The organism is Rhizorhabdus sp. P4_G6, assembly GCF_056401045.1.
This window is the reverse complement of sequence record NZ_JBFUKC010000003.1, coordinates 1-19,659: the sequence shown is the minus strand read 5'-3', so window position 1 is coordinate 19,659 and position 19,659 is coordinate 1. Positions and strand designations below refer to the sequence as shown.

General features: G+C 64.1%; 19 protein-coding genes and 1 tRNA gene. 8 read left to right on the top strand and 12 right to left on the bottom strand.

Features of this window, described 5'->3' with window-relative positions:
• Positions 1 to 98 precede the first annotated feature (98 nt).
• The 3 genes from AC1DPF_RS04195 to AC1DPF_RS04185 all read left to right on the top strand — a co-directional run bounded on the left by AC1DPF_RS04195 (position 99) and on the right by AC1DPF_RS04185 (position 2,769).
• A complete protein-coding gene (locus tag AC1DPF_RS04195; protein ID WP_477871360.1) occupies positions 99 to 1,070 on the top strand; it encodes a retroviral-like aspartic protease family protein in 972 nt (323 codons plus the stop codon).
• 62 nt (positions 1,071 to 1,132) lie between these two features.
• A complete protein-coding gene (locus AC1DPF_RS04190; RefSeq protein WP_477871362.1) occupies positions 1,133 to 1,672 on the top strand; it encodes a peroxiredoxin in 540 nt (179 codons plus the stop codon).
• Between the two features lie 62 nt (positions 1,673 to 1,734).
• Positions 1,735 to 2,769 carry an LLM class flavin-dependent oxidoreductase gene (locus AC1DPF_RS04185; protein ID WP_477871364.1) on the top strand — a complete coding sequence of 345 codons (1,035 nt, stop codon included), beginning with the start codon at positions 1,735 to 1,737 and terminating at the stop codon, positions 2,767 to 2,769.
• A gap of 141 nt (positions 2,770 to 2,910) precedes the next feature.
• Here AC1DPF_RS04185 and AC1DPF_RS04180 read toward each other — a convergent pair whose 3' ends face one another.
• The 4 genes from AC1DPF_RS04180 to AC1DPF_RS04165 all read right to left on the bottom strand — a co-directional run bounded on the left by AC1DPF_RS04180 (position 2,911) and on the right by AC1DPF_RS04165 (position 5,388).
• Positions 2,911 to 3,705 carry a DUF72 domain-containing protein gene (locus AC1DPF_RS04180; protein ID WP_477959871.1) on the bottom strand — a complete coding sequence of 265 codons (795 nt, stop codon included), beginning with the start codon at positions 3,703 to 3,705 and terminating at the stop codon, positions 2,911 to 2,913.
• Positions 3,705 to 4,055 (bottom strand): GFA family protein, encoded by a 351-nt coding sequence (locus AC1DPF_RS04175; RefSeq protein ID WP_477871368.1) that lies wholly within the window; start codon positions 4,053 to 4,055, stop codon positions 3,705 to 3,707. The genes AC1DPF_RS04180 and AC1DPF_RS04175 overlap by 1 nt, the downstream gene beginning before the upstream one ends.
• A gap of 49 nt (positions 4,056 to 4,104) precedes the next feature.
• Positions 4,105 to 4,422 (bottom strand): DUF1428 domain-containing protein, encoded by a 318-nt coding sequence (locus AC1DPF_RS04170; RefSeq protein ID WP_477959869.1) that lies wholly within the window; start codon positions 4,420 to 4,422, stop codon positions 4,105 to 4,107.
• Positions 4,423 to 4,491: 69 nt separating this feature from the next.
• Positions 4,492 to 5,388 carry a LysR family transcriptional regulator gene (locus AC1DPF_RS04165; RefSeq protein WP_477959866.1) on the bottom strand — a complete coding sequence of 299 codons (897 nt, stop codon included), beginning with the start codon at positions 5,386 to 5,388 and terminating at the stop codon, positions 4,492 to 4,494.
• A gap of 90 nt (positions 5,389 to 5,478) precedes the next feature.
• Here AC1DPF_RS04165 and AC1DPF_RS04160 point away from each other — a divergent pair, with 90 nt between their 5' ends.
• From AC1DPF_RS04160 to AC1DPF_RS04150, 3 genes are all read left to right on the top strand, one after another.
• On the top strand, positions 5,479 to 6,642 hold the full coding sequence (locus AC1DPF_RS04160) for an acyl-CoA dehydrogenase family protein (protein ID WP_477959864.1): 1,164 nt from the start codon (positions 5,479 to 5,481) through the stop codon (positions 6,640 to 6,642).
• A 109-nt stretch (positions 6,643 to 6,751) separates the two neighbouring features.
• Positions 6,752 to 8,353 (top strand): carboxyl transferase domain-containing protein, encoded by a 1,602-nt coding sequence (locus tag AC1DPF_RS04155; RefSeq protein WP_477959862.1) that lies wholly within the window; start codon positions 6,752 to 6,754, stop codon positions 8,351 to 8,353.
• A 139-nt stretch (positions 8,354 to 8,492) separates the two neighbouring features.
• Entirely contained in the window at positions 8,493 to 10,361 is a 1,869-nt protein-coding gene (locus AC1DPF_RS04150) for an acetyl/propionyl/methylcrotonyl-CoA carboxylase subunit alpha (RefSeq protein ID WP_477959860.1), read from the top strand.
• Between the two features lie 83 nt (positions 10,362 to 10,444).
• Here AC1DPF_RS04150 and AC1DPF_RS04145 read toward each other — a convergent pair.
• The 5 genes from AC1DPF_RS04145 to AC1DPF_RS04125 all read right to left on the bottom strand — a co-directional run bounded on the left by AC1DPF_RS04145 (position 10,445) and on the right by AC1DPF_RS04125 (position 13,874).
• Positions 10,445 to 10,518 (bottom strand) — tRNA-Gly (locus tag AC1DPF_RS04145).
• Positions 10,519 to 10,565: 47 nt separating this feature from the next.
• Positions 10,566 to 10,787, bottom strand: coding sequence for a hypothetical protein (locus AC1DPF_RS04140; protein WP_477871380.1), 222 nt, complete (start codon positions 10,785 to 10,787; stop codon positions 10,566 to 10,568).
• A gap of 93 nt (positions 10,788 to 10,880) precedes the next feature.
• Positions 10,881 to 11,918 (bottom strand): sensor histidine kinase, encoded by a 1,038-nt coding sequence (locus tag AC1DPF_RS04135; protein WP_477871382.1) that lies wholly within the window; start codon positions 11,916 to 11,918, stop codon positions 10,881 to 10,883.
• Positions 11,918 to 12,364 carry a response regulator gene (locus AC1DPF_RS04130; protein WP_477959858.1) on the bottom strand — a complete coding sequence of 149 codons (447 nt, stop codon included), beginning with the start codon at positions 12,362 to 12,364 and terminating at the stop codon, positions 11,918 to 11,920. The genes AC1DPF_RS04135 and AC1DPF_RS04130 overlap by 1 nt, the downstream gene beginning before the upstream one ends.
• 13 nt (positions 12,365 to 12,377) lie before the next feature.
• Positions 12,378 to 13,874, bottom strand: a complete 1,497-nt coding sequence (locus tag AC1DPF_RS04125) for a sensor histidine kinase (RefSeq protein WP_477959856.1) — start codon at positions 13,872 to 13,874, stop codon at positions 12,378 to 12,380.
• A 303-nt stretch (positions 13,875 to 14,177) separates the two neighbouring features.
• Between AC1DPF_RS04125 and AC1DPF_RS04120 the strand changes: the two genes are divergently transcribed.
• Positions 14,178 to 15,155: an alpha/beta hydrolase gene (locus AC1DPF_RS04120; protein WP_477959854.1), complete on the top strand. Its 978-nt coding sequence runs from the start codon at positions 14,178 to 14,180 to the stop codon at positions 15,153 to 15,155.
• 44 nt (positions 15,156 to 15,199) lie between these two features.
• On the opposite strand, the gene AC1DPF_RS04115 is transcribed toward AC1DPF_RS04120, so the two are convergent.
• From AC1DPF_RS04115 to cysD, 3 genes are read right to left on the bottom strand one after another with little or no spacing between them, the layout of a single operon-like run.
• Entirely contained in the window at positions 15,200 to 15,961 is a 762-nt protein-coding gene (locus tag AC1DPF_RS04115; protein ID WP_477959852.1) for a 3'(2'),5'-bisphosphate nucleotidase CysQ, read from the bottom strand.
• On the bottom strand, positions 15,958 to 17,877 hold the full coding sequence (gene cysN, locus AC1DPF_RS04110) for a sulfate adenylyltransferase subunit CysN (protein WP_477959850.1): 1,920 nt from the start codon (positions 17,875 to 17,877) through the stop codon (positions 15,958 to 15,960). The genes AC1DPF_RS04115 and cysN overlap by 4 nt, the downstream gene beginning before the upstream one ends.
• Positions 17,877 to 18,776 (bottom strand): sulfate adenylyltransferase subunit CysD, encoded by a 900-nt coding sequence (cysD, locus tag AC1DPF_RS04105; RefSeq protein WP_477959847.1) that lies wholly within the window; start codon positions 18,774 to 18,776, stop codon positions 17,877 to 17,879. Before cysD ends, cysN begins: the two co-directional genes overlap by 1 nt.
• A gap of 673 nt (positions 18,777 to 19,449) precedes the next feature.
• Here cysD and AC1DPF_RS04100 point away from each other — a divergent pair.
• The coding region (locus AC1DPF_RS04100; RefSeq protein ID WP_477959845.1) for a hypothetical protein at positions 19,450 to 19,659 on the top strand (210 nt) is incomplete at its 3' end.

Below are 19,659 nucleotides of genomic sequence, written 5' to 3'. Positions count from 1 at the left end.
GCGGTCGCTGCTCCGGTTCCGTATCCGAATCGGCACGCCCGATTGTGGCCGTGCCCGCAAAGGCGTATTCTGCCGCAACAGCTGGAGAGGAGCCGACGATGAGGATCCCGCCGATCTGCCGCGACGTTGCGGGCTTCGCCGCGCTTGCCCTGCTCGCCTGCGCGCTCCCGGCTGCGACGCCCGACGTCGCCGACAGCGAGCAGGTCCAGGGCGGTCGCGACCTTAGTGCGCGACTGACCGTGCCCGTGACCATCAACGGCGGCGGCCCTTATCATTTCGTGGTCGACACCGGCGCCGAACGCACGGTCATCTCACGCGAACTGGCCGACCGGTTGACACTGGCACCGGCAAAGCCGGTCACGCTGCTCAGCATCGCAGGCATGGACGAGGTTCAGACGGCGCTGGTCGCGGAACTCCGCCTGACCTCGAGCCGCAGCCATTTGTCCGATCTCGAAGCGCCGATATTGTCGCAAGACCATCTCGGCGCCGTCGGCATGCTCGGCATCGACAGCCTGCAGACCAAGCGGGTGATCATGGATTTCCGCAAGATGCGCATGTCGATCAGCGACGCGTCCCGCGCGATGCCCGTGGCGAGCGATGAGATCGTCGTGACCGCGCGCCGCAGGCTCGGCCAGCTCATCCTGGTCGACGCGGACGCCGACGGACAGAAGATCAGCGTCATCATCGACACCGGCTCGGCCGTGTCGATCGGCAACCCGCTGTTGCGGGCGAAGCTGGCGAAGCGCCACCGTCTCGGACCTTTCGTGCCGATCACCATCACCAGCGTCACCGGTGGCCAGACGATGGCGGACTATAGCTATATCCGGCATGTGCGGATCGGCGGCGTGAGCATCAACGACATGCCGATCGCCTTTGCGGACGTGCAGATCTTTCACCGGCTGGGCCTGGATTCCAAGCCGGCGCTCCTGCTGGGCATGGACGCATTGCATGCTTTCGACCGCGTCTCGATCGATTTCGCCAATCGCAACGTCCGCTTCCTGCTGAACGGCGATGCGCTGACGGCGCCGATGCCGCGCATGGCCGAGAACCTGCCGCCGAAGCGCGGTTGATCCTTCCGCTGGACGCCCCGCATATCGTCGCTAGACTGGCGCGCCTGTGATTGGAGACTGCCATGCGCGCCCTGCCGAAAGCCATAAGCCTGTTCGCCATCCTCGCTCTGCCCTTCGGCGCGGCGCAAGCCGCCATCGCCATCGGCACGAAGGCTCCGGCGTTCGAGACCCAGGCGTCGCTGGCCGGCAAGGATTTCGGCTTTTCGCTGGCCAAGGCGCTGAAGAAGGGTCCGGTGGTGCTGTATTTCTTCCCCGCCGCCTTCACCTCGGGTTGCACCGTCGAGGCCCATCAGTTTGCGGAAGCGACCGAGGATTTCAACAAGATGGGCGCCACGGTAATCGGCATGGCGGCGGACCCGATCGAGAAGCTCAACAAATTCTCGGTCCAGGAATGCCGCAACAAATTCGCGGTCGGCGTCGCGACGCCGGCGATGATCAAGGGCTATGATGTCGCGCTGGCGCTGGTGCCCGGCCGTACCAATCGCACCTCCTATGTGATCGCCCCCGACGGCAAGGTGATCTTCGCCTACACCGCGATGAGCCCGGCCGGACATGTTACCGGCACCATGGATGCGGTGAAGGCCTGGAAGGCCGCGCATTAACTTCGGCGGCGGCGCATGCCCATGCGCTTGGACAACTCGCGCGAACTTCCTACATCGGGCGCATGACCAACCCCGCCTCCTTCCGTCTGTCCGTGCTCGACCAGTCTCCCGTCGAGGAGGGATCGAGCGCCGCCGAGGCGGTGCGCAACACCCTCGATCTGGCGCGAAGCTGCGATGCACTGGGCTATGATCGCTACTGGCTTGCCGAGCATCATGCCTCGAAGAGCATCGTCGGCGTTGCTCCGGAAGCGCTGATCGGTCCCGTGGCACTGGCCACAAAGCGGATCAGGGTGGGATCGGGCGGGATCATGCTGCCCCACTTCTCTCCCTTCAAGATCGCCGAGACGTTTCGGCTGCTCGGGGCGATAGCGCCCGGTCGCGTCGATCTTGGCCTCGGCCGCGCGCCCGGATCGGACCAGCGCGCCGCCTATGCGCTGCAGCGGGATCGTTCGCGTCGCATCCCGTCGGATGATTTCCCCAATCATGTCGCCGAACTGCTCGCCTATCTGTCGGACAGCCTGCCTGCCGATCATCCTTTCGCGACCCTGGCCCAGACGCTGCCGGACGGCACCGACGGATCGCCCGCGCCATGGATGCTCGGTTCCTCGCCCGACAGCGCCAGATGGGCCGGGGAAATGGGTCTGCCCTATTGCATCGCCGACTTCATCAATCCGCAAGCGGTGCCGCTCGCGGAGATATACCGGCGCGCCTTCCAGCCCTCGATCTGGTGCGGCGAACCCCATGTGATGGTCGGCATATGGACCATCGCAGCTACCGACCGCGGGGAAGCGGAGGAACTGGCGATGCCGTTCGCGATGATGTTCGCCCACCTCATCGCCGGCAAGACGATCCGCGTCCCTTCGGTCGAGACGGCCAGGGACTGGGCACGGGACAATGTGGGCGCCGCCCGGCGAGACCGGCGCATGCTGCTGGGAAATGGCCGCGAAGTGCGCGCAGAACTGGAGAGCGTTGCCGCGCTCTATGGCGCGCAGGAGATGATGCTTGTCAACATCATGCCGGACCATGTGAAGCGGCGGCGCTCCTACGAGCTGGTCGCCGAGGCGTTCGGGATGCGGCAGACGGCCGAAGCGGCCTGATCAGCGCGCGGCGCTTACCATCGGGGGGGATTGGGGTCGCCGATGCCATCCCGCTGCTTGCGCTCGCTATCGCGTCATAAGCGAGCCGTGCGGTTTCCCGCTCAGCTTGGTACTTGCAGGATTCTCCCCCCTGACAATGGCTCAGCCAACGCGCTCGATCAGCGCCTGGGCCGCGGCAGGGTTGCGCTCCTTGGCCCCGCCGATGACGAATATGAAAGTTTCGCGCCCCGTGTCGATCGGTTGGGTTGCTGCTGCATAGGGCAGCCCAGCTGGAGCCTTACCCGAGCCCCACTCCGCAATGCAGCTTGCCCATTTGGCCAGTTCGGCTTCGCTATAGCCGGTCGGCACATCGCCCCGGGTTTGCTGCAATCGGGCATAGACGAACGGCGCGCTAAGATCCGCTATCGCGGGATATTCGGGATGATCGGCGAAGACGATCGCGCAGCCATGCGCCCGCGCCAGATCGACGAATTCGGCACAGACGAAACTGTCGTGGCGCACCTCGAGCGCATGGCGGAGCTCCACGCCCTCCTGTTCGCGCGGTAGCAGCGCGAGGAAGGCGGCGAAGTCCAGCGGATCGAACTTCTTGGTCGCCATGAACTGCCATAATATGGGTCCGAGCTTCGCGCCCAGCTCGGCTATGCCCTGACCGACGAACTTCGCGATGGAATCGGCGCTTTCGGCGAGGATCTTGCGGTTGGTGCAGAAGCGCGATGCCTTGACCGTGAAGACGAAATCATCCGGCACGGTCTCGGCCCATTTGACCCAGCTGTCGCGCTTCTGGGTTCCATAATAAGTGCCGTTGATCTCGATCGCGGTAAGGTGGCGGCTCGCATATTCGAGTTCGCGCGCCTGCTGGAGACCCTTTGGATAGAAATTGTCGCGCCACGGTTCGTAGGTCCAGCCGCCGACGCCGATATGGATTGCGCCCGCCATCAGAAGCTGGCGCCGTCGACGGCGTGGATCTCCAGCGCATCGATATCGATGCCCGGCACGCACCGCAGGTTGACCGCTATCATCGCCTTGCCGTCAGTCCCCTTGCCGACAGCGAAGGGCTGGGTACCGCATGTCGTGCAAAAACGATGCTCGATGACATGTTTGTAGAAAAAATAGCTCTTCAGATCGTCGTCGCCGCGCTGGAGCGTGAACAGCTCGTCGGGAAAAAAGGCGAGCAGCAAGCCTTTGCGCCGGCAATGCGAACAATTGCAGGTCATAGCCTCGGCGGGAGGCTCCGCGTCGACCTTGAACGCGGTCTTGCCGCAATGGCAGCTTCCCTCGAACGCCATTTCCTAGCCCCTCCTCACATTTCGACCATCGTGGTGAATCCGCCATAGATCAGGCGCTGCCGTCGAACGGCATATTCTCGGCATCCTGCTTGAGGCGCGGGTCGGCCATCACCTTCTTGTTGATCTCATCGCGCGCCGCGCGCGACTCATAGGTAATCCAAGAGAAGACCACCGTTTCGTCGTCCTTCTTTTGAACCGCACGCGGAAAGCTGGTCAATTCCCCATAGGGCACGTCGTCGGCAATGCATTCGACATAGCTGAGCGCGCCATATTCCTTCCAGACCGCCCCCGCGAGCTCGGCGACCGCCTTGTAAGCGTCGAGCTTGTCCGTAGGCACTGCGAGCAGGAATCCGTCGACATAAGGCATCGCATAACTCCTTTTGATCGTGCCGGCTCCGCCCGTTTCCGTGGCAGGGATGGCGGGAAGCCAACAATTTTACGCCGACTGCCGCGCGAATCCATCGTGCGATCGGTCTTCGATCGTATCTACCAGGATCTTCATCGCAGGCCGCTCGCGCAACCCTGGATCGGCATGCCCGCCGAACAACAGGCCCACGTCGCGGCTGAACGGGAAATCGACCAGCCGCGGGCGGGCGACGCCAGGTGCCGTGAAGCAATCGGGCATCACCGTCATGCCCAGCCCGGCGCGCACGAGCCGGAGCGCACGATCGTCGCTGGTGACCCGGGCCGGGAAGAAAGGCCGCACCCCTCGCGCGGTAAAATAGCGGCTGGTATCGGACAGCAGCTCGCAATGACGGCGCACGATCATCGGCTCGCCGGCCAGCTCCGCGCCCTCGATGGCATCCCGGCGGGCGAGCGGATGGCTCGCCGCCATCGCAAGCGCATAGCCTTCGCTGAACAGGCGTTCGGCCGGAAAACGCGCGTCTTCGCGTATCAGTGTCAGCGCCGCATCGAGGCTGCCGCGCGCGAGCCGCTCGCTAAGGTCGCGTTCGCGCGCTTCGATCAGTTCGACGCGCTCGCCGCTGCCATTGTCGCGCAGCCGGGCCGCATAGGTTTCTATCCACGACGCCGGGATCGACGAGAGGATGCCGAGCCGAATCGTTATCGCCGCCGCCGCTTCCTGCACGGCGCGCTCGGCGGCGGCGAACTCCGCTTCGATGCGGCGGGCGTGGCCGGCGAGCTGGACGCCCGCCTCGGTCAGCTCGACCCTGCGGTTGGTGCGGATGAACAGCGGCCGGCCGAGCAGGGTTTCGAGCTTGGCTATCCCCGCCGACAGGCTAGGCTGCGAGACGTTGCAATAGATGGCTGCCTTGGAGAAATTGCCCTGATCGACGATGGCCAGGAAATAACGCAGCAGGTAGCGGTCGATCATAGTTTCTCTCTATAATGTTGCCGCGCTTATTTCAATTTTTCTTATAGTGCCTTCTGGCGTATCGAGTCCGCAAAGTTCGGGAGAGCACGCATGGCAGAATTCGATTTCGCGCTGGGCGAGATGGCAGACACCATCCGCGACACCACATCACGCTTCGCGACCGACCGCATTGCGCCGCTCGCCGCAAAGGTCGACGCGGAGGACTGGTTTCCCGTCGAGCTCTGGCCGGAGATGGGTGCGCTCGGCCTGCACGGCATCACCGTCGACGAGGCTGATGGCGGGCTGGGGCTGGGCTATCTCGAGCATGTCGTGGCCCAGGAGGAGGTGGCGCGCGCCTCGGCGTCGATCGGCCTCAGCTATGGCGCGCACTCCAACCTGTGCGTGAACCAGATCCGCCGCTGGGCGACACCCGAACAGAAAGCGCGCTACCTGCCCCGGCTGATCTCCGGCGAGCATGTCGGCAGCCTCGCCATGTCCGAAGCGGGCGCCGGGTCCGATGTCGTATCGATGAAGCTGAAGGCCGAGAAGAAGGGCGATCGCTACATCCTCAACGGCACCAAATTCTGGATCACCAATGCCACCTATGCCGACACGCTGGTGGTATATGCCAAGACCGGAGATGACAGCGACAAGCCCTCGCGCACGATCACGACCTTCATCATCGAGAAGGGTATGAAAGGCTTCTCGATCGGGCAGAAGGTCGACAAGGTCGGCATGCGCGGATCGCCGACCGCCGAGCTGGTGTTCGAGGATTGCGAAGTTTCCGACGCAAATGTCATGGGTCCGCCGGGCGGCGGGGTCGGCGTATTGATGTCCGGGCTCGACTATGAACGCACGGTGCTCGCCGGCATCCAACTCGGCATCATGCAGGCCTGCCTGGATACGGTTCTACCCTATGTCCGCGAGCGGAAGCAGTTCGGCCAGCCAATCGGCGCCTTCCAGCTTATGCAGGCCAAGATCGCCGACATGTATGTCGCGCTCAATTCCGCCCGGGCTTATGTCTATGCCGTGGCCAGGTCGTGTGACGCGGGCCGCACCACCCGGTTCGATGCGGCCGGCGCAATCCTGCTGGCCAGCGAAAATGCGGTGAAGGTCGCGCTTGAGGCGGTGCAGGCGCTGGGCGGCGCGGGCTATACGAAGGATTGGCCGGTCGAACGCTATATGCGCGACGCAAAGCTGCTCGACATCGGCGCCGGAACCAATGAAATCCGGCGAATGCTGATCGGCCGCGAGCTGATCGGGGGTGCAGCGTGATTGTTTTGCCCCGTGAGCGTCATGCCGGCGAAGGCCGGGATCTCAGTCGGCAAGCGCGCGCTCCTACTTCACGAGATGCCAGCCTCCGCTGGCATGACGGACTGCTTCAATGACCAGACTCACCACACTCGTCGATCCCGCCTCCGAAAGCTTCGCTGCAAACGCAGCGCATAATCGCGCGCTGGCCGATGAGCTGCGCGCCCGCGTCGCCAGCGCCGCGCTCGGCGGTTCGGCACAGCATCGCGAGCGGCACGTCGCGCGTGGCAAGCTGCTGCCGCGCGATCGCATCCACCGCCTGCTCGATCCGGGCTCGCCATTTCTCGAGATCGGCCAGCTCGCCGCCAACGGCATGTATGACGATCAGGGCGGCCCGCCCGGGGCGGGCGTGATCGGCGGCATCGGCCGGGTCCACGGCCGTGAATGCATGATCGTCGCAAACGACCCGACGGTGAAGGGCGGCGCCTATTTTCCGATGACGGTGAAGAAGCACCTTCGCGCGCAGGAGATCGCGCGCGAGAACCGGCTGCCCTGCATCTATCTGGTCGACAGCGGCGGCGCCAACCTGCCCCACCAGGCCGAGGTCTTCCCCGATCGCGATCATTTCGGCCGGATCTTCTTCAACCAGGCGCAGATGTCGGCAGAGGGCATCCCGCAGATTGCCTGCGTCATGGGCAGCTGTACCGCAGGCGGGGCCTATGTGCCGGCGATGTCCGACGAGACCGTTATCGTGCGCAACCAGGGCACGATCTTCCTCGCCGGCCCACCGCTGGTGAAGGCGGCGACCGGCGAGATCATTTCGGCGGAGGAACTCGGCGGCGCGGACACCCACGGGCGCAAGTCCGGCGTGGTCGATCATGTCGCCGAGAATGACGAACATGCGCTGCTGATCGTGCGAGACATCGTCGCGACGCTGCAGCCGCCCTCGCCCGCCATCGTGAACCGCGCCGAGCCGCGGCCGCCGCGCCATGACCCAGCCGAGCTGTACGGCATCGTGCCGTCCGACGTCCGCGCACCCTATGATGTGCATGAGGTGATCGCTCGCCTCGTCGACGGATCGGAACTGCACGAGTTCAAGCCGCTCTACGGCACCACGCTGGTCTGCGGCTTCGCGCATATCTGGGGCATGCCGGTCGCGATTCTCGCCAATAATGGCGTGCTGTTTTCCGAGAGCGCGCTCAAGGGCGCGCATTTCATCGAGCTCGCTTGCCAGCGCCGGGTGCCGCTGCTGTTCCTGCAAAACATCTCCGGCTTCATGGTCGGCGGCAAATATGAAGCCGAGGGGATCGCCAAGAACGGCGCAAAGCTGGTCACCGCCGTGGCGACCGCCTCGGTTCCCAAGATCACCGTGCTGATCGGCGGCAGCTTCGGCGCGGGCAACTACGGCATGTGCGGGCGCGCCTATCAACCGCGCTTCCTGTTCAGCTGGCCTAACAGCCGCATCAGCGTGATGGGCGGCGAACAGGCCGCCGCGGTGCTGGCGACGGTGCACCGCGATGCGGAGCGCTGGACGACCGAGGAGGCCGAAGCCTTCAAGGCGCCGATCCGCCAAAAATATGAGGATGAAGGCAATCCCTACTACGCCACGGCGCGGCTATGGGATGACGGGATCATCGACCCGGCCCAGACCCGCGACGTCCTTGGTCTCGCCTTCGCCGCCACGCTGAACGCGCCGATCCCGGAGCGGGCGACGTTCGGCCTATTCAGGATGTGACGATGAACGACGAGCCCGATCATCGTCATGCCAGCGAAGCCTGGCATCCATGTCTCTCTTCACATGAAACGGGATCGCCGATGGCAACAGACATGGCCCCCAGCCTTCGCCGGGGTGACGTGGTAATTGGGAGCAGGCCATGATCCGCTCGCTTCTCATCGCCAATCGCGGCGAGATCGCCCGGCGGATCATCCGCACTGCGCGCAAGCTCGGCATCCGCACCGTCGCGGTGCACTCGGATGTGGATGCGGCCATGCCCTTCGTGCGCGAAGCGGACGAAGCGGTCTGCATCGGCCCAGCCCCCGCGCGCGAATCCTATCTGGTGCAGGAGAAGATCCTCGCAGCCGCCAGCGCCACCGGCGCCGAGGCGATCCATCCGGGCTATGGCTTTCTCTCCGAAAATGCCGATTTTGCCGAAGCCGCCCAGGGGGCTGGTCTTGTGTGGGTCGGCGCGCCCCCGGTCTCTATCCGCGCAATGGGGCTGAAGGATGCCGCCAAGACACTGATGATCGCCGCGGGCGTGCCGGTAACGCCCGGCTATATGGGCGATGACCAGGATCCGGCACGCCTCCAGGCGGAGGCCGACGCCATCGGCTATCCGGTGCTCATCAAGGCGGTCGCCGGCGGCGGCGGCAAGGGCATGCGCAAGGTCGATGCCAAGCAGCAATTTGCCGACGCGCTGCTCTCATGTCGGCGCGAAGCCGCCGCATCGTTCGGCGATGATCGCGTGCTGATCGAAAAATATATCCTCGGCCCGCGCCACATCGAGGTGCAGGTGTTCGGCGACAGCCATGGCAACGTCGTCCACCTGTTCGAACGCGACTGCTCGCTCCAGCGCCGGCACCAGAAGGTGATCGAGGAAGCCCCGGCCCCCGGCATGGACGAGACCACCCGCGCCGCGGTCTGCGAGGCGGCGGTTAAGGCGGCGAAGGCGGTCGATTATATCGGCGCGGGCACGATCGAGTTCATCGCGGATGCGTCCGAAGGCCTGCGCCCCGACCGTATCTGGTTCATGGAGATGAACACCCGGCTGCAGGTCGAACATCCGGTGACCGAGGCGATCACCGGGCAGGACCTGGTCGAGTGGCAGCTGCGCATCGCGAGCGGTGAACCCCTGCCGAAGCGCCAGGAGCAGCTGTCGATCAGCGGCTGGGCCATGGAAGCACGGCTTTACGCTGAAAATCCGTCGAACGGATTCCTGCCGTCGACGGGAAAACTCGACCGGCTGAAGCTGCCGCGCGGCATCCGCGTCGACAGCGGCGTAGAGGAAGGGGGCGCGGTTTCGCCCTATTACGACCCGATGATCGCCAAGCTGATCGTAGCAGCGCCCAGCCGTCCCGCTGCCGCTGCCAAGCTGGCGGCGGCGGCGCGGCGCGTGGAGGTGTGGCCGGTTCGGACCAACGCCGCCTTCCTCGCACGCGCAGCTTCCGATCCGGACTTCGTGGCGGGCAACATCGACACCGGCTTCATCGAGCGTCATGCCGAACGACTGGTTCCAGCAGCCGAGCCATCCGATCTCGTCCAGCAGGCCGCCGCGCGGGCCCTGCTCCCGACATCGGGCGATGTGTGGAGCGCACTGCCCGGCTTCCGGCCCAATGCAGCGCCCGACCGGCGCGTTGAGGTCGAGATCGCCGGCCACGCCTATCTCGTCGATATCGACAATGGCCCGCTCCGCGCACGAGACATTCTGGTCGGCGGCGAGCGGCTGCTGTTCCTCGACGGCGAGGCATGGCCGTTCGAGGCGCCTCGCGCCGATCATGCGGGCGGAGGCGGTGCCGTCTCCGATGGCAGCCTGCTTGCGCCGATGCCCGGCAAGGTCATCGCGATCGAGGTCAGCCAGGGCGAAACCGTGACCAAAGGGCAGAAACTGCTGGTGCTCGAAGCGATGAAGATGGAGCAGGCGATGCTTGCACCGTTCGATGGTGTCGTGGCCGAACTCAAGGCCAGCGTCGGCGGGCAAGTCTCGGAAGGCGCAATGCTGGTGCGGGTCGAGAAGGCAGAGCAATGAGCTGTTATGTCGCGACGATCCTCAGCTTTCCGGAAGCCGGACAGGCGGTGCGGTATGCGCGGGGGCGGCAAGATATCCTGTTTTGGAGCGGGCGAAGGGAATCGAACCCTCCTAGCTAGCTTGGAAGGCTAGAGCATTACCACTATGCTACGCCCGCGCCGGAGGCGGCCTGATAGCCGAAAGCGGACCCGCTCGACAACTGCTTTAATGGACCAGCGAACCCCAAGCCGCAGCGCTCAGCGCGAGGCAGGCTCCGGTCGCCGAAGCGGCCATCAGGCCACGGCTGGCAAAGGCGAGAATCGGTGCGTCGGGACGCTGCTCGCGCCGGTTACGCCCCAGGCATGCCAGGATGAACGACGCCAGGAAGCCATAGACCAAAGCAAGGAAAGCAAACACCTCAACCCCCAGATTTACGCTGCGGCGCAACAAACATGCACTGCCGAGTCGGTCAAGCGGCTGTGCCGGAAGATGGTTAAGAATGTTCCACGACGTTCGTCCAGCCGGTTGATATTCCGGATATTACGAGCCCATAACGACTGCGTGGACGCCGCGTTCGGCAGGTTCGAATTCGATTGAGGCCTTCACCGATTGCGCCATGGCGTTGATGAGCTTGGTGCCCAAGCCGGTTCCTTGCGCCGTGCCCGATGTCGGCATGCCGACACCGTCATCTTCTACCCGCAGGCAAAATCCCGCCTGGCCCGCGCCTGACAGGATTACGCGGACCTCACCGGAGCAGCCATCGGCATAGGCGTATTTGCAGGCATTGGTCACCAGTTCGGTGACGATGATGCCCAGCGCGACAGCCTTGTCGGTCTCCAGTTTGAGTGGCTCGGCCTCGAGCCGGATATCGCGTGGCGCGGTGGGCGTGGACCAGGTCTCGCCCAGTTCCTCCACTAGCGACGCGAGATATTCGGCCATGTCGACGGCCTCCACCGAGGCCGAGGTGTAGAGCCGCTTGTGAACCTGCGCGATGGCCGCGATGCGCCGCTGCGTATCGTCGAGCGCGGCGCGTGCAGCCGTTTCGCGGGGATCCAGGACGCGGGACTGCATGTTTACGAAGGCGGAGACCAGCTGCAGGCTGTTGGCGACGCGGTGGTTGACCTCCTTGAGCAGCATCTGCAGCCGCGCATTGCTCTCGCGCAGCTGCGCCTCCGCCTCATCCTTTTCACGCCTCAGGCTGACCGTTGCGAGCGCCTGCGCAACCGCCTGGCCGAGCAGGTTGAAATAATCTTCGTTCACAGTCTTTACGACATAGTCGATCGCACCGGCCTTCAACGCGGCCACGGCGAGCTGGCTGTCGTCGGATCCAGTTACGAAGATTACCGGCGGCGGCTCGGGCAGCGCCTTTAGCGCCGACAATGTCTGGAGCCCGTCCTGACCCGGCATATAATGATCGACCGCGACCAGATCGAAATGCTCGGCCGCCGCCATCTCGACACCCTCGGCGCCGCTGCCCGCGAGGGCGACGCGATAGCCGAGCCGCTTCAGCGCCCGCGCCGTCAGCCGGCGCATGCCCTCATCGTCGTCGATATAGAGGATTGCGGGCGTTTCGGGCATCAGGATTCTTCGACGTCCGGCACCTGAATCACCGACAGGAACAGGCCGAGCTGACGGATAGCCGTAGCAAAATTCTCGTAGTTGACCGGCTTGGTGATGTAGACGTTGCAGCCCAGATCATAGCAGCGCTGGATTTCCAGCTTGTCATCCGTCGTGGTCAGCACCACCACCGGCGCGCGGCGCAGGGGACTGCCCTCGCCCTTGATCCTCGCCAGGATGTCGATGCCACTCATGTCGGGCAGATTGAGATCGAGCAGTATCAGCGCCGGGCCGTTGCGGACGGGGCCGCGCGCATCCTCATAGAGGAAGCGCAGCGCGCTGGTGCCGTCGAGGAAATGATGGACCGGGTTGGAGATGCCGGCGCGCCGGATATTCTTCTCGATCAGGCGGGCATGGCCCTCGTCGTCCTCGATCATGACGATGTTCACCGCCAGCGGGGCGTTCATGATAATGCCTTTCTCACGTCGTGCCGCTTTTCTCGTCGACGAACCGGGCGGGCAGGTTGAGGGTGAAAGTCGCGCCCGCGTCCAGTTCGGACTCCACCGTGATGGTGCCGCCCAAACGATAGGCCAGTGCGCGGACATGGGCCAGCCCGATGCCCTCGCCGGGCTGGTCCTGCGCGCCCGAGCGGCGAAACAGATCGAAGATGCGCTCATGGTCGCGCCGATCGATGCCCCGCCCATTGTCGGAGACGGCGATCAGCACGCGGCCATGATGAGCGCGGGCGGCGATGGCGATATCGCCGGGGCGACCTGGCTTGAGATATTTGACGGCATTCTCGACCATGTTCGACAGGATCTGTTCGACGGCGAGCCTATCGCTGACGAGTTGCGGCATGTCGCCAGCGATGGCGACGGTCACGCCCAACTCGTCGATGCGATGGCGCAGCGTATCGACAACGCCCGTCACAAGCTGGTCCAGATCGATCGGTTCGGGCGCGATGGTACGGCGGCCCTGGCGCGACAGCCGCAGGATCGCGTTGATCAGCCGGTCCATCTTCTCGGTCGATGCCCGGATGAAACCGATCGCCTCGGGCAGGTCCTCGCGAACGGTGCGGCGGGCCTCGTCGTCGACCAGCGCGGGCGCCTCGGCATCGACCCTTGCGATCAGCGCGTCGAGCGGCTCGATCGCCGCCTCGAGTTCGGCGGTGAACCCCATCACGTTGACCAGCGGTGCGCGCAGATCATGACTGACGATATAGGCAAAGCGCTGGATCTCTTCATTGGCACGCTGCAGATCGGTGGTACGCTCGGCCACGGCGCCTTCGAGGTTTTCGTTGAGCGACTGCAGGGCATCGCGCGAGACGAGCAGCTCGCCGGTATAGCGGCGGATCACCCAGATCGAGCCGGCGCCGACCAGCGCAAGCAGCAGGGCCGTTACGGCGAGCACCGCGTAAAAGCTCCCGACCGCCCGGGCGCGTTCCGCGTTGCGCTTCGCCAGCAGACGCTGCTCCTCGGCCAGCATCCGGTTCGCCAGCGCCTCCACCTTGCTGGCGAGCCGCTGGCGTTCCTGCTCGGACGCTGCCGCGCGCAGCGAGCTCGGGCTCATCGACCGCCGGAACAGCTGGTCGAGCGTACCCGCCATCGCCGAAAGCCGGCCGATATTATCCTGCTGGACCGGGTTATCCACGGTCAGCCGGCCCACCCGTTCGATGGCGCCAAACAGCCGCGCCGATGCTTTGTCATAGCTCGCGTTCGGATCGACGGGCAGTTCCAGCAGGAAGCCGCGCCGGGCGCTGCGCATCTGCTCGAGCGACAAGCGGATGCCGTCCACTTCGCGCTCGACCCGATGGGCATGATTGATGGAGACAGCCCGGTCCTCCCCGCGGAGCATGGCGAGCGTGGCCATCATCCCCGCGAGCATGACCGCAGCGAAGCCCAGCATGACGAGCAGCAGGACGGTGCGCGCAAAGCGGCGCTCCGCCTGACGTTCGGAAGTCTGTCGCACCGCCATCATCGCCGTCTGCCTAGCCGCGACGACAGGGACTGCCAAATGTTTTCAGGCACATAGGACGGAGCGTGTTTCAGTGCACATCCCATCTGTGTGCACGGCGACGTTCAATGCCGCGAACCATGCCCTATCGGGCGGACGGAAGGACGATCGCCTTGGCCGGGTGGCGCCTTGACGGAACTCGGGAGAGAGTTGCCAAGGATCGCGCCTGACGAGATAAGGAGATCGGGCCGGGGCGGCTCCAAGGCGGCCGGCGAGCCGCTCGTTTGCAGCCACGGGAGAGGTTTCGAACGCGGGGGTGAAACCGAGATGAACCACGATGTGCCTGGCCCCCATATGCCGAGCGGCCCGCTTCATCCCCTCGCCGAGCGTGTTGCGGACCTTTTCGCTCAGAACCCGGCGTGGCAAGGCCTCACCACCCGCCCGGCCGCACAGACCCGCGCGGCCCTCGACGCGGCCGCCCAGGCGTTGGCGCTGACGCTGGAGGTTGAGCCGGTCGAACATGTCGAGGAACTGGTGGTGTCGGTCGGCGACAGTCAGATCGGCGCCAAGCTCTACCGCCCGTCCACAAAGGCGCCCGGCCTCGTCGTGTGGGTGCATGGCGGGGGCTTCGTGCTGGGCAGTTCGGACGGGTACGACGGCTTTTCCCGCCGCCTTGCCAACCAAAGCGGCTGCGCGGTCGTGTCGCTCGACTATCGGCTTGCTCCGGAGCATCCGTTTCCGACGCCGGTCAACGATGTCCTGGCCGCAACCCATTGGCTTGCCAATCGCCGCGCCGCAATGGCCGGTCGAGAGGTGCCGCTGATCCTGGCGGGCGACAGCGCCGGCGGCAATCTGGCGGCGGTGGTCACGCGCAAGCTGGTCGAGGCAGGAAATTGCCCGCTCGCCGCGCAGGTGCTGGTCTATCCCTGCACCGACGACAGCGACGCAGCTTCGCTGCGCCGTTTCGTGCCACCGTTCCTGAACCGTGCGGAGATCGCCTGGTTCTACGATCAATATGATCCGGCTCGCACCGCGCGCAACCACCCCGACTTCGCGCCCCTGCTCGCGTCCCGCCTCGCAGGGCTGCCGCCGGCGCTGATCATCACGGCCGAACACGACATATTGACCGAGCAGGCGGAGCATTACGGGCGCCGCATGGCCGCGGCGGGCGTCGACGTCCGCACRAGCCGCTATGCCGGCATGATCCACGGCTTCGCGACGATGGACGTCTTCTTCGACAGCGTTGCGGGACAGGCGATAGCGGAGATGTCGACGTTCATCGGCGAACAGCTGACGGGACGATAATCAGCGGGTCGATCCTGAAAAGAACGCATTTGGGACTGCGGACATCAGGTTGGCGCCTGCTGCTCAGAAGCGCCGGCCGTCGAAATCAACGCCAACACCTTCTCGGCATGTTGTTTTCGGCAGATTAGCAGGTCAGGCAGATATGGATCAGACCTATTATAGGCGAGTGCCCGTCCGTCGGCGCGGCTGACATGCAGCCCTGCGGCAAGGGCGACGGCGGCGGGAGCGCAATTGTCCCACTCATATTGGCCGCCGGTGTGGAAGTAGATGTCGGCGTCGCCGCGCACTACCGCCATCGCCTTCGCGCCTGCCGAGCCCATCGGCACCAGGTCCGCACCCAGTGCTTCGGCGACGGCTACCGCTTCGCTGGCAGGACGGGTGCGGCTGACGAGCATCCGCAGCCTGCCCGGATTGTCCGGAATTGGCTGGGGCTGGCCCGAGCACAGAGTCAGCGGCACGCCCGGCAGCGCGACGGCGCCGATCACCGGCTCGCCATCGATCGCAAGCGCGATATGGACCGCCCAGTCATCGCGCTGCTCGCCATATTCGCGGGTGCCGTCGAGCGGATCGACAATCCAGACGCGGCTTGCGGATAGCCGGTCGGGGTTGTCCTTCTCCTCTTCGGAGAGGATCGCATCGTCGGGACGGTTGGTCTTCAGCGCCTCGATGATGAATGCATTGGCGGTCCGGTCCCCCGCCTTGCCCAGCGCCTTGCCCTCGAACAGGCCAGATTGCTGGAGCGTCAGCAATATCTTGCCGGCCGTATCGGCGATATGACGGGCGAGCTCGGTATCCGCCATGCTCATGGGATAAGCCTTTCGATAATGAAGTCAGCGGCCTCTTCGGCGCTCATTGTCGCCGTATCGATGTGAATCTCCGGTCTCTCGGGCGGTTCATAGGGAGAATCGATACCGGTGAAGTTCTTGAGCTGTCCGCTACGGGCCTTCTTGTAGAGGCCCTTCACGTCGCGCGCCTCAGCGTCGGCGAGACTGGTATCGATGTGCACCTCGATGAACTCGCCATCGGCGATCATCTCCCGCACGAGCCGTCGTTCGGCGCGGAAAGGCGAGATGAACGCGGTGATCACGATCAGACCCGCATCGGTCATCAACTTGGCGACTTCGCCGACGCGGCGGATGTTCTCGACCCGGTCGGCATCGGTGAAGCCGAGATCCTTGTTCAGGCCATGACGAACATTATCGCCATCAAGCAGGAAGGTGTGGCGGTTCATCCGCACCAGCTTCTTCTCGACCAGGTTGGCGATCGTCGATTTGCCGGCACCCGACAGACCCGTGAACCAGAGCACTGCCGGCTTCTGGTTCTTGAGGCGCGCATGGATTTCCCTGCTGACGTCGGTCGCCTGCCAATGCACGTTCTGTGCACGGCGAAGCGAAAAATGGATCATGCCTGCGCCAACGGTGGCGTTGGTCATTTTGTCGATCAGAATGAACCCGCCAAGCGACCGATTGGCTTCATAGGGCTCGAACACGATGGGCTTGTCTGTCGACAGATTGACGACGCCGATGGCGTTAAGATCAAGCGTCTTAGCCGCCAGATGCTCCATCGTGTTGACGTTGACCTGGTACTTCGGCGCATTGATCGTCGCGGTGACGGTCTGGGTCGCGAGCTTGAGCCAATAAGAGCGGCCGGGCAGCATCTCCTGGTCGTCCATCCACACGATGGTCGCCTCGAACTGATCCGACACCTCGGGTGGCGCGTCGCTCACCGAAATCACATCGCCGCGCGAGCAATCGACTTCGTCGGCGAAGGTCAGCGTGACCGACTGGCCCGCGACGGCTTCGTCGAGATCGCCACCGAGCGTCACGATACGCGTGATGCTGGAGGTCTTGCCCGACGGCAGCACCCGCACCGCGTCGCCGGGCCTGACCGTTCCGCTTGCGATCAGGCCGGAGAATCCACGGAAGTCGAGATTGGGGCGGTTGACCCACTGCACCGGCATCCGCAGCGGCTTTGCCTGGTCGGCCTCATTGTCGAGGGCGACGGTCTCCAGATGCGTCATCAGCGGCAAGCCCTCATACCAGGGCGTGTTCGGCGAATTGGCTGTGATATTGTCGCCCTTGAAGCCGGAAATCGGCATGGGCACGAAATCGGTGATACCGATGCTCGCAGCGAACACACTATAGTCGGCGACGATGGCATCATATTTCGCGCGATCGTAGTCGATCAGATCCATCTTGTTGACCGCCAGCACGATGTTGCGGATGCCCAGCAGCTTGGCGAGATAGCTGTGCCGCCGCGTCTGGATGAGCACGCCCTTGCGCGCGTCGATCAGGATAACGGCAAGGTCCGCCGTCGAGGCACCGGTGACCATGTTGCGCGTATATTGCTCGTGCCCTGGGCAATCGGCGACGATGAACTTTCGCTTGTCTGTCGAAAAGAAGCGATAGGCGACGTCGATGGTGATGCCCTGTTCACGCTCTGCGGCGAGTCCGTCAACGAGGAGGGCGAAGTCTATCTCCTGCCCCTGCGTTCCCATACGCTTGCTGTCGGCCTCGAGCGCGGCCAGCTGATCCTCGAAGATCATCTTCGAATCGTAGAGCAGCCGCCCGATCAGGGTCGACTTGCCATCGTCGACCGATCCGCAGGTAATGAAGCGCAGGAGCGACTTGTGTTGATGCTGGACCAGATAGGCGTCGATATCGTCGGCGATCAGGTCCTGCGCCTTATACGAGCTGTCCGGGGCCGGGGTGAAGGTGGCCATCAGAAATACCCCTCCTGCTTTTTCTTTTCCATGCTTGCGGCCTGATCGTGGTCGATCGCCCGGCCTTGCCGCTCGGACGTGGTGGTCAGCAACATCTCCTGGATCACCTCCGGCAGTGTGGCCGCCTCGCTCTCGACCGCGCCAGTGAGCGGGTAGCAGCCGAGCGTGCGGAAGCGGATCGAACGCTCGACGGGCGTCTCGCCCGGCCTGAGCGGGAAGCGTTCGTCGTCGACCATCAGGATCATTCCGTCGCGCTCTACCGTCGGACGCGACGCGGAGAAATAGAGCGGAACGATCGGGATGTTCTCAAGATGGATATATTGCCAGATGTCGAGCTCGGTCCAGTTCGAGATCGGGAACACTCGCATGCTCTCGCCCTTGGCCTTGCGGGCATTGTAGAGATTCCAAAGCTCGGGGCGCTGATTTTTCGGATCCCAGCGGTGATTGGCCGATCGAAACGAAAAAATCCGCTCCTTCGCCCGGCTCTTCTCCTCGTCGCGCCGCGCGCCGCCGAACGCCGCATCGAAACCATAGAGATCCAGCGCCTGCTTCAACCCCTCGGTCTTCCACATGTCGGTGTGCAGTGAGCCGTGGTCAAACGGATTGATCCCCCGCGCCTTTGCCTCGGGGTTCTGGTAGACGAGCAACTCCATGCCGCTCTCGCGCGCCATCTGATCACGCAGCTCGTACATCGCCTTGAACTTCCAGGTCGTGTCGACATGCAGCATCGGAAAGGGCGGCGGCGACGGATAGAAGGCCTTGCGCGCCAAATGCAGCATCACCGCGCTGTCCTTGCCGACGCTGTAAAGCAGTACGGGCTTCTCGGCGCTGGTCACGACCTCGCGGAAGATTTGGATGCTGTCGCTTTCAAGGCGCTCGAGATGGGTAAGAGTATGCACCTGCCCTCCTTGTCTGATTTGCTTGTGCCTGCACTTTACAGCCTAGTTCAGCCTCTTCAGTCCCCAAATGGGGACAGCATCGGCCTGGCTCGGATCGACGAAAGCGAGTTCCTCACCGTCTCGCATTAAGGGATATTCGACCAACCACTTCTGGCACTGCCACTCTTCCTCGCCAGGCTCCGGCTGCGCATCAGGACGGATCACACCGCAGTCATTTTTCGTCCCATGAGGATTCCGACCCCGAAGTCAGCGATTTCCACTCCGTTCGGATGATGTTCAACGCAGCTATATGGCAGAGCTTTGCCGGCTCGATCGATTCCATATAAGAAATGGAGAAATGACGTTATGCGTTGAGCGAGGTTGCCGATCTTAGCGATGGAGAACTGCGGCAGTCCTCGCTGGATTGCGCGATGCGAAGGCCGATGCCTCCCATCCCGCCGGTTACGGGCGCAGTGCGACCGGAAAAATAAAATGGGTAATTGTTGGGCAAGCGAATAGTCTCCCCTCGGGAGATCCCTCTATCCGCCGAGAAGAGCTGCCGCGAGCATGAAGTGGTCCCCAAAACGGACGTCGGCGCTGGAATCGGACATTATTGGCGCTTCCTTACCCTGCAATTTAGACTAGTCCAATCGTGCGTTTCTCGTTTCGGTGTCAGCGGATAGCCACATCCGCCATGGCGGACTTCGACCCCGACTCGATGGTAGCGATCGCGGCCCAAGCCGAACCGATTCCTGCCTGCCACAGCTGGCGCCCCGGACTTCAAATTCTGGCCCGCGATTTTTCGCGGTCTGGCACCTTCCGCCCAGGTGCGGCGGAAGCGGCCAGGGGCTCGATCATCGATGCCCTGCGCGCGCGCTTCCGTGTCGAGAATTGGTATGACAGC

Coding starts and splice junctions, on each gene's coding strand:
- AC1DPF_RS04165 (WP_477959866.1), bottom strand. CDS start 5,388: ATGATCGACCGCTACCTGCTGCGTTATTTCCTGGCCATCGTCGATCAG.
- AC1DPF_RS04115 (WP_477959852.1), bottom strand. CDS start 15,961: ATGAGCATGGCGGATACCGAGCTCGCCCGTCATATCGCCGATACGGCC.
- AC1DPF_RS04155 (WP_477959862.1), top strand. CDS start 6,752: ATGACCAGACTCACCACACTCGTCGATCCCGCCTCCGAAAGCTTCGCT.
- AC1DPF_RS04150 (WP_477959860.1), top strand. CDS start 8,493: ATGATCCGCTCGCTTCTCATCGCCAATCGCGGCGAGATCGCCCGGCGG.
- AC1DPF_RS04130 (WP_477959858.1), bottom strand. CDS start 12,364: ATGAACGCCCCGCTGGCGGTGAACATCGTCATGATCGAGGACGACGAG.
- AC1DPF_RS04185 (WP_477871364.1), top strand. CDS start 1,735: ATGACCAACCCCGCCTCCTTCCGTCTGTCCGTGCTCGACCAGTCTCCC.
- AC1DPF_RS04190 (WP_477871362.1), top strand. CDS start 1,133: ATGCGCGCCCTGCCGAAAGCCATAAGCCTGTTCGCCATCCTCGCTCTG.
- AC1DPF_RS04195 (WP_477871360.1), top strand. CDS start 99: ATGAGGATCCCGCCGATCTGCCGCGACGTTGCGGGCTTCGCCGCGCTT.
- cysN (WP_477959850.1), bottom strand. CDS start 17,877: ATGGCCACCTTCACCCCGGCCCCGGACAGCTCGTATAAGGCGCAGGAC.
- AC1DPF_RS04180 (WP_477959871.1), bottom strand. CDS start 3,705: ATGGCGGGCGCAATCCATATCGGCGTCGGCGGCTGGACCTACGAACCG.
- AC1DPF_RS04125 (WP_477959856.1), bottom strand. CDS start 13,874: ATGATGGCGGTGCGACAGACTTCCGAACGTCAGGCGGAGCGCCGCTTT.
- AC1DPF_RS04170 (WP_477959869.1), bottom strand. CDS start 4,422: ATGCCTTATGTCGACGGATTCCTGCTCGCAGTGCCTACGGACAAGCTC.
- AC1DPF_RS04175 (WP_477871368.1), bottom strand. CDS start 4,055: ATGGCGTTCGAGGGAAGCTGCCATTGCGGCAAGACCGCGTTCAAGGTC.
- AC1DPF_RS04135 (WP_477871382.1), bottom strand. CDS start 11,918: ATGCCCGAAACGCCCGCAATCCTCTATATCGACGACGATGAGGGCATG.
- AC1DPF_RS04160 (WP_477959864.1), top strand. CDS start 5,479: ATGGCAGAATTCGATTTCGCGCTGGGCGAGATGGCAGACACCATCCGC.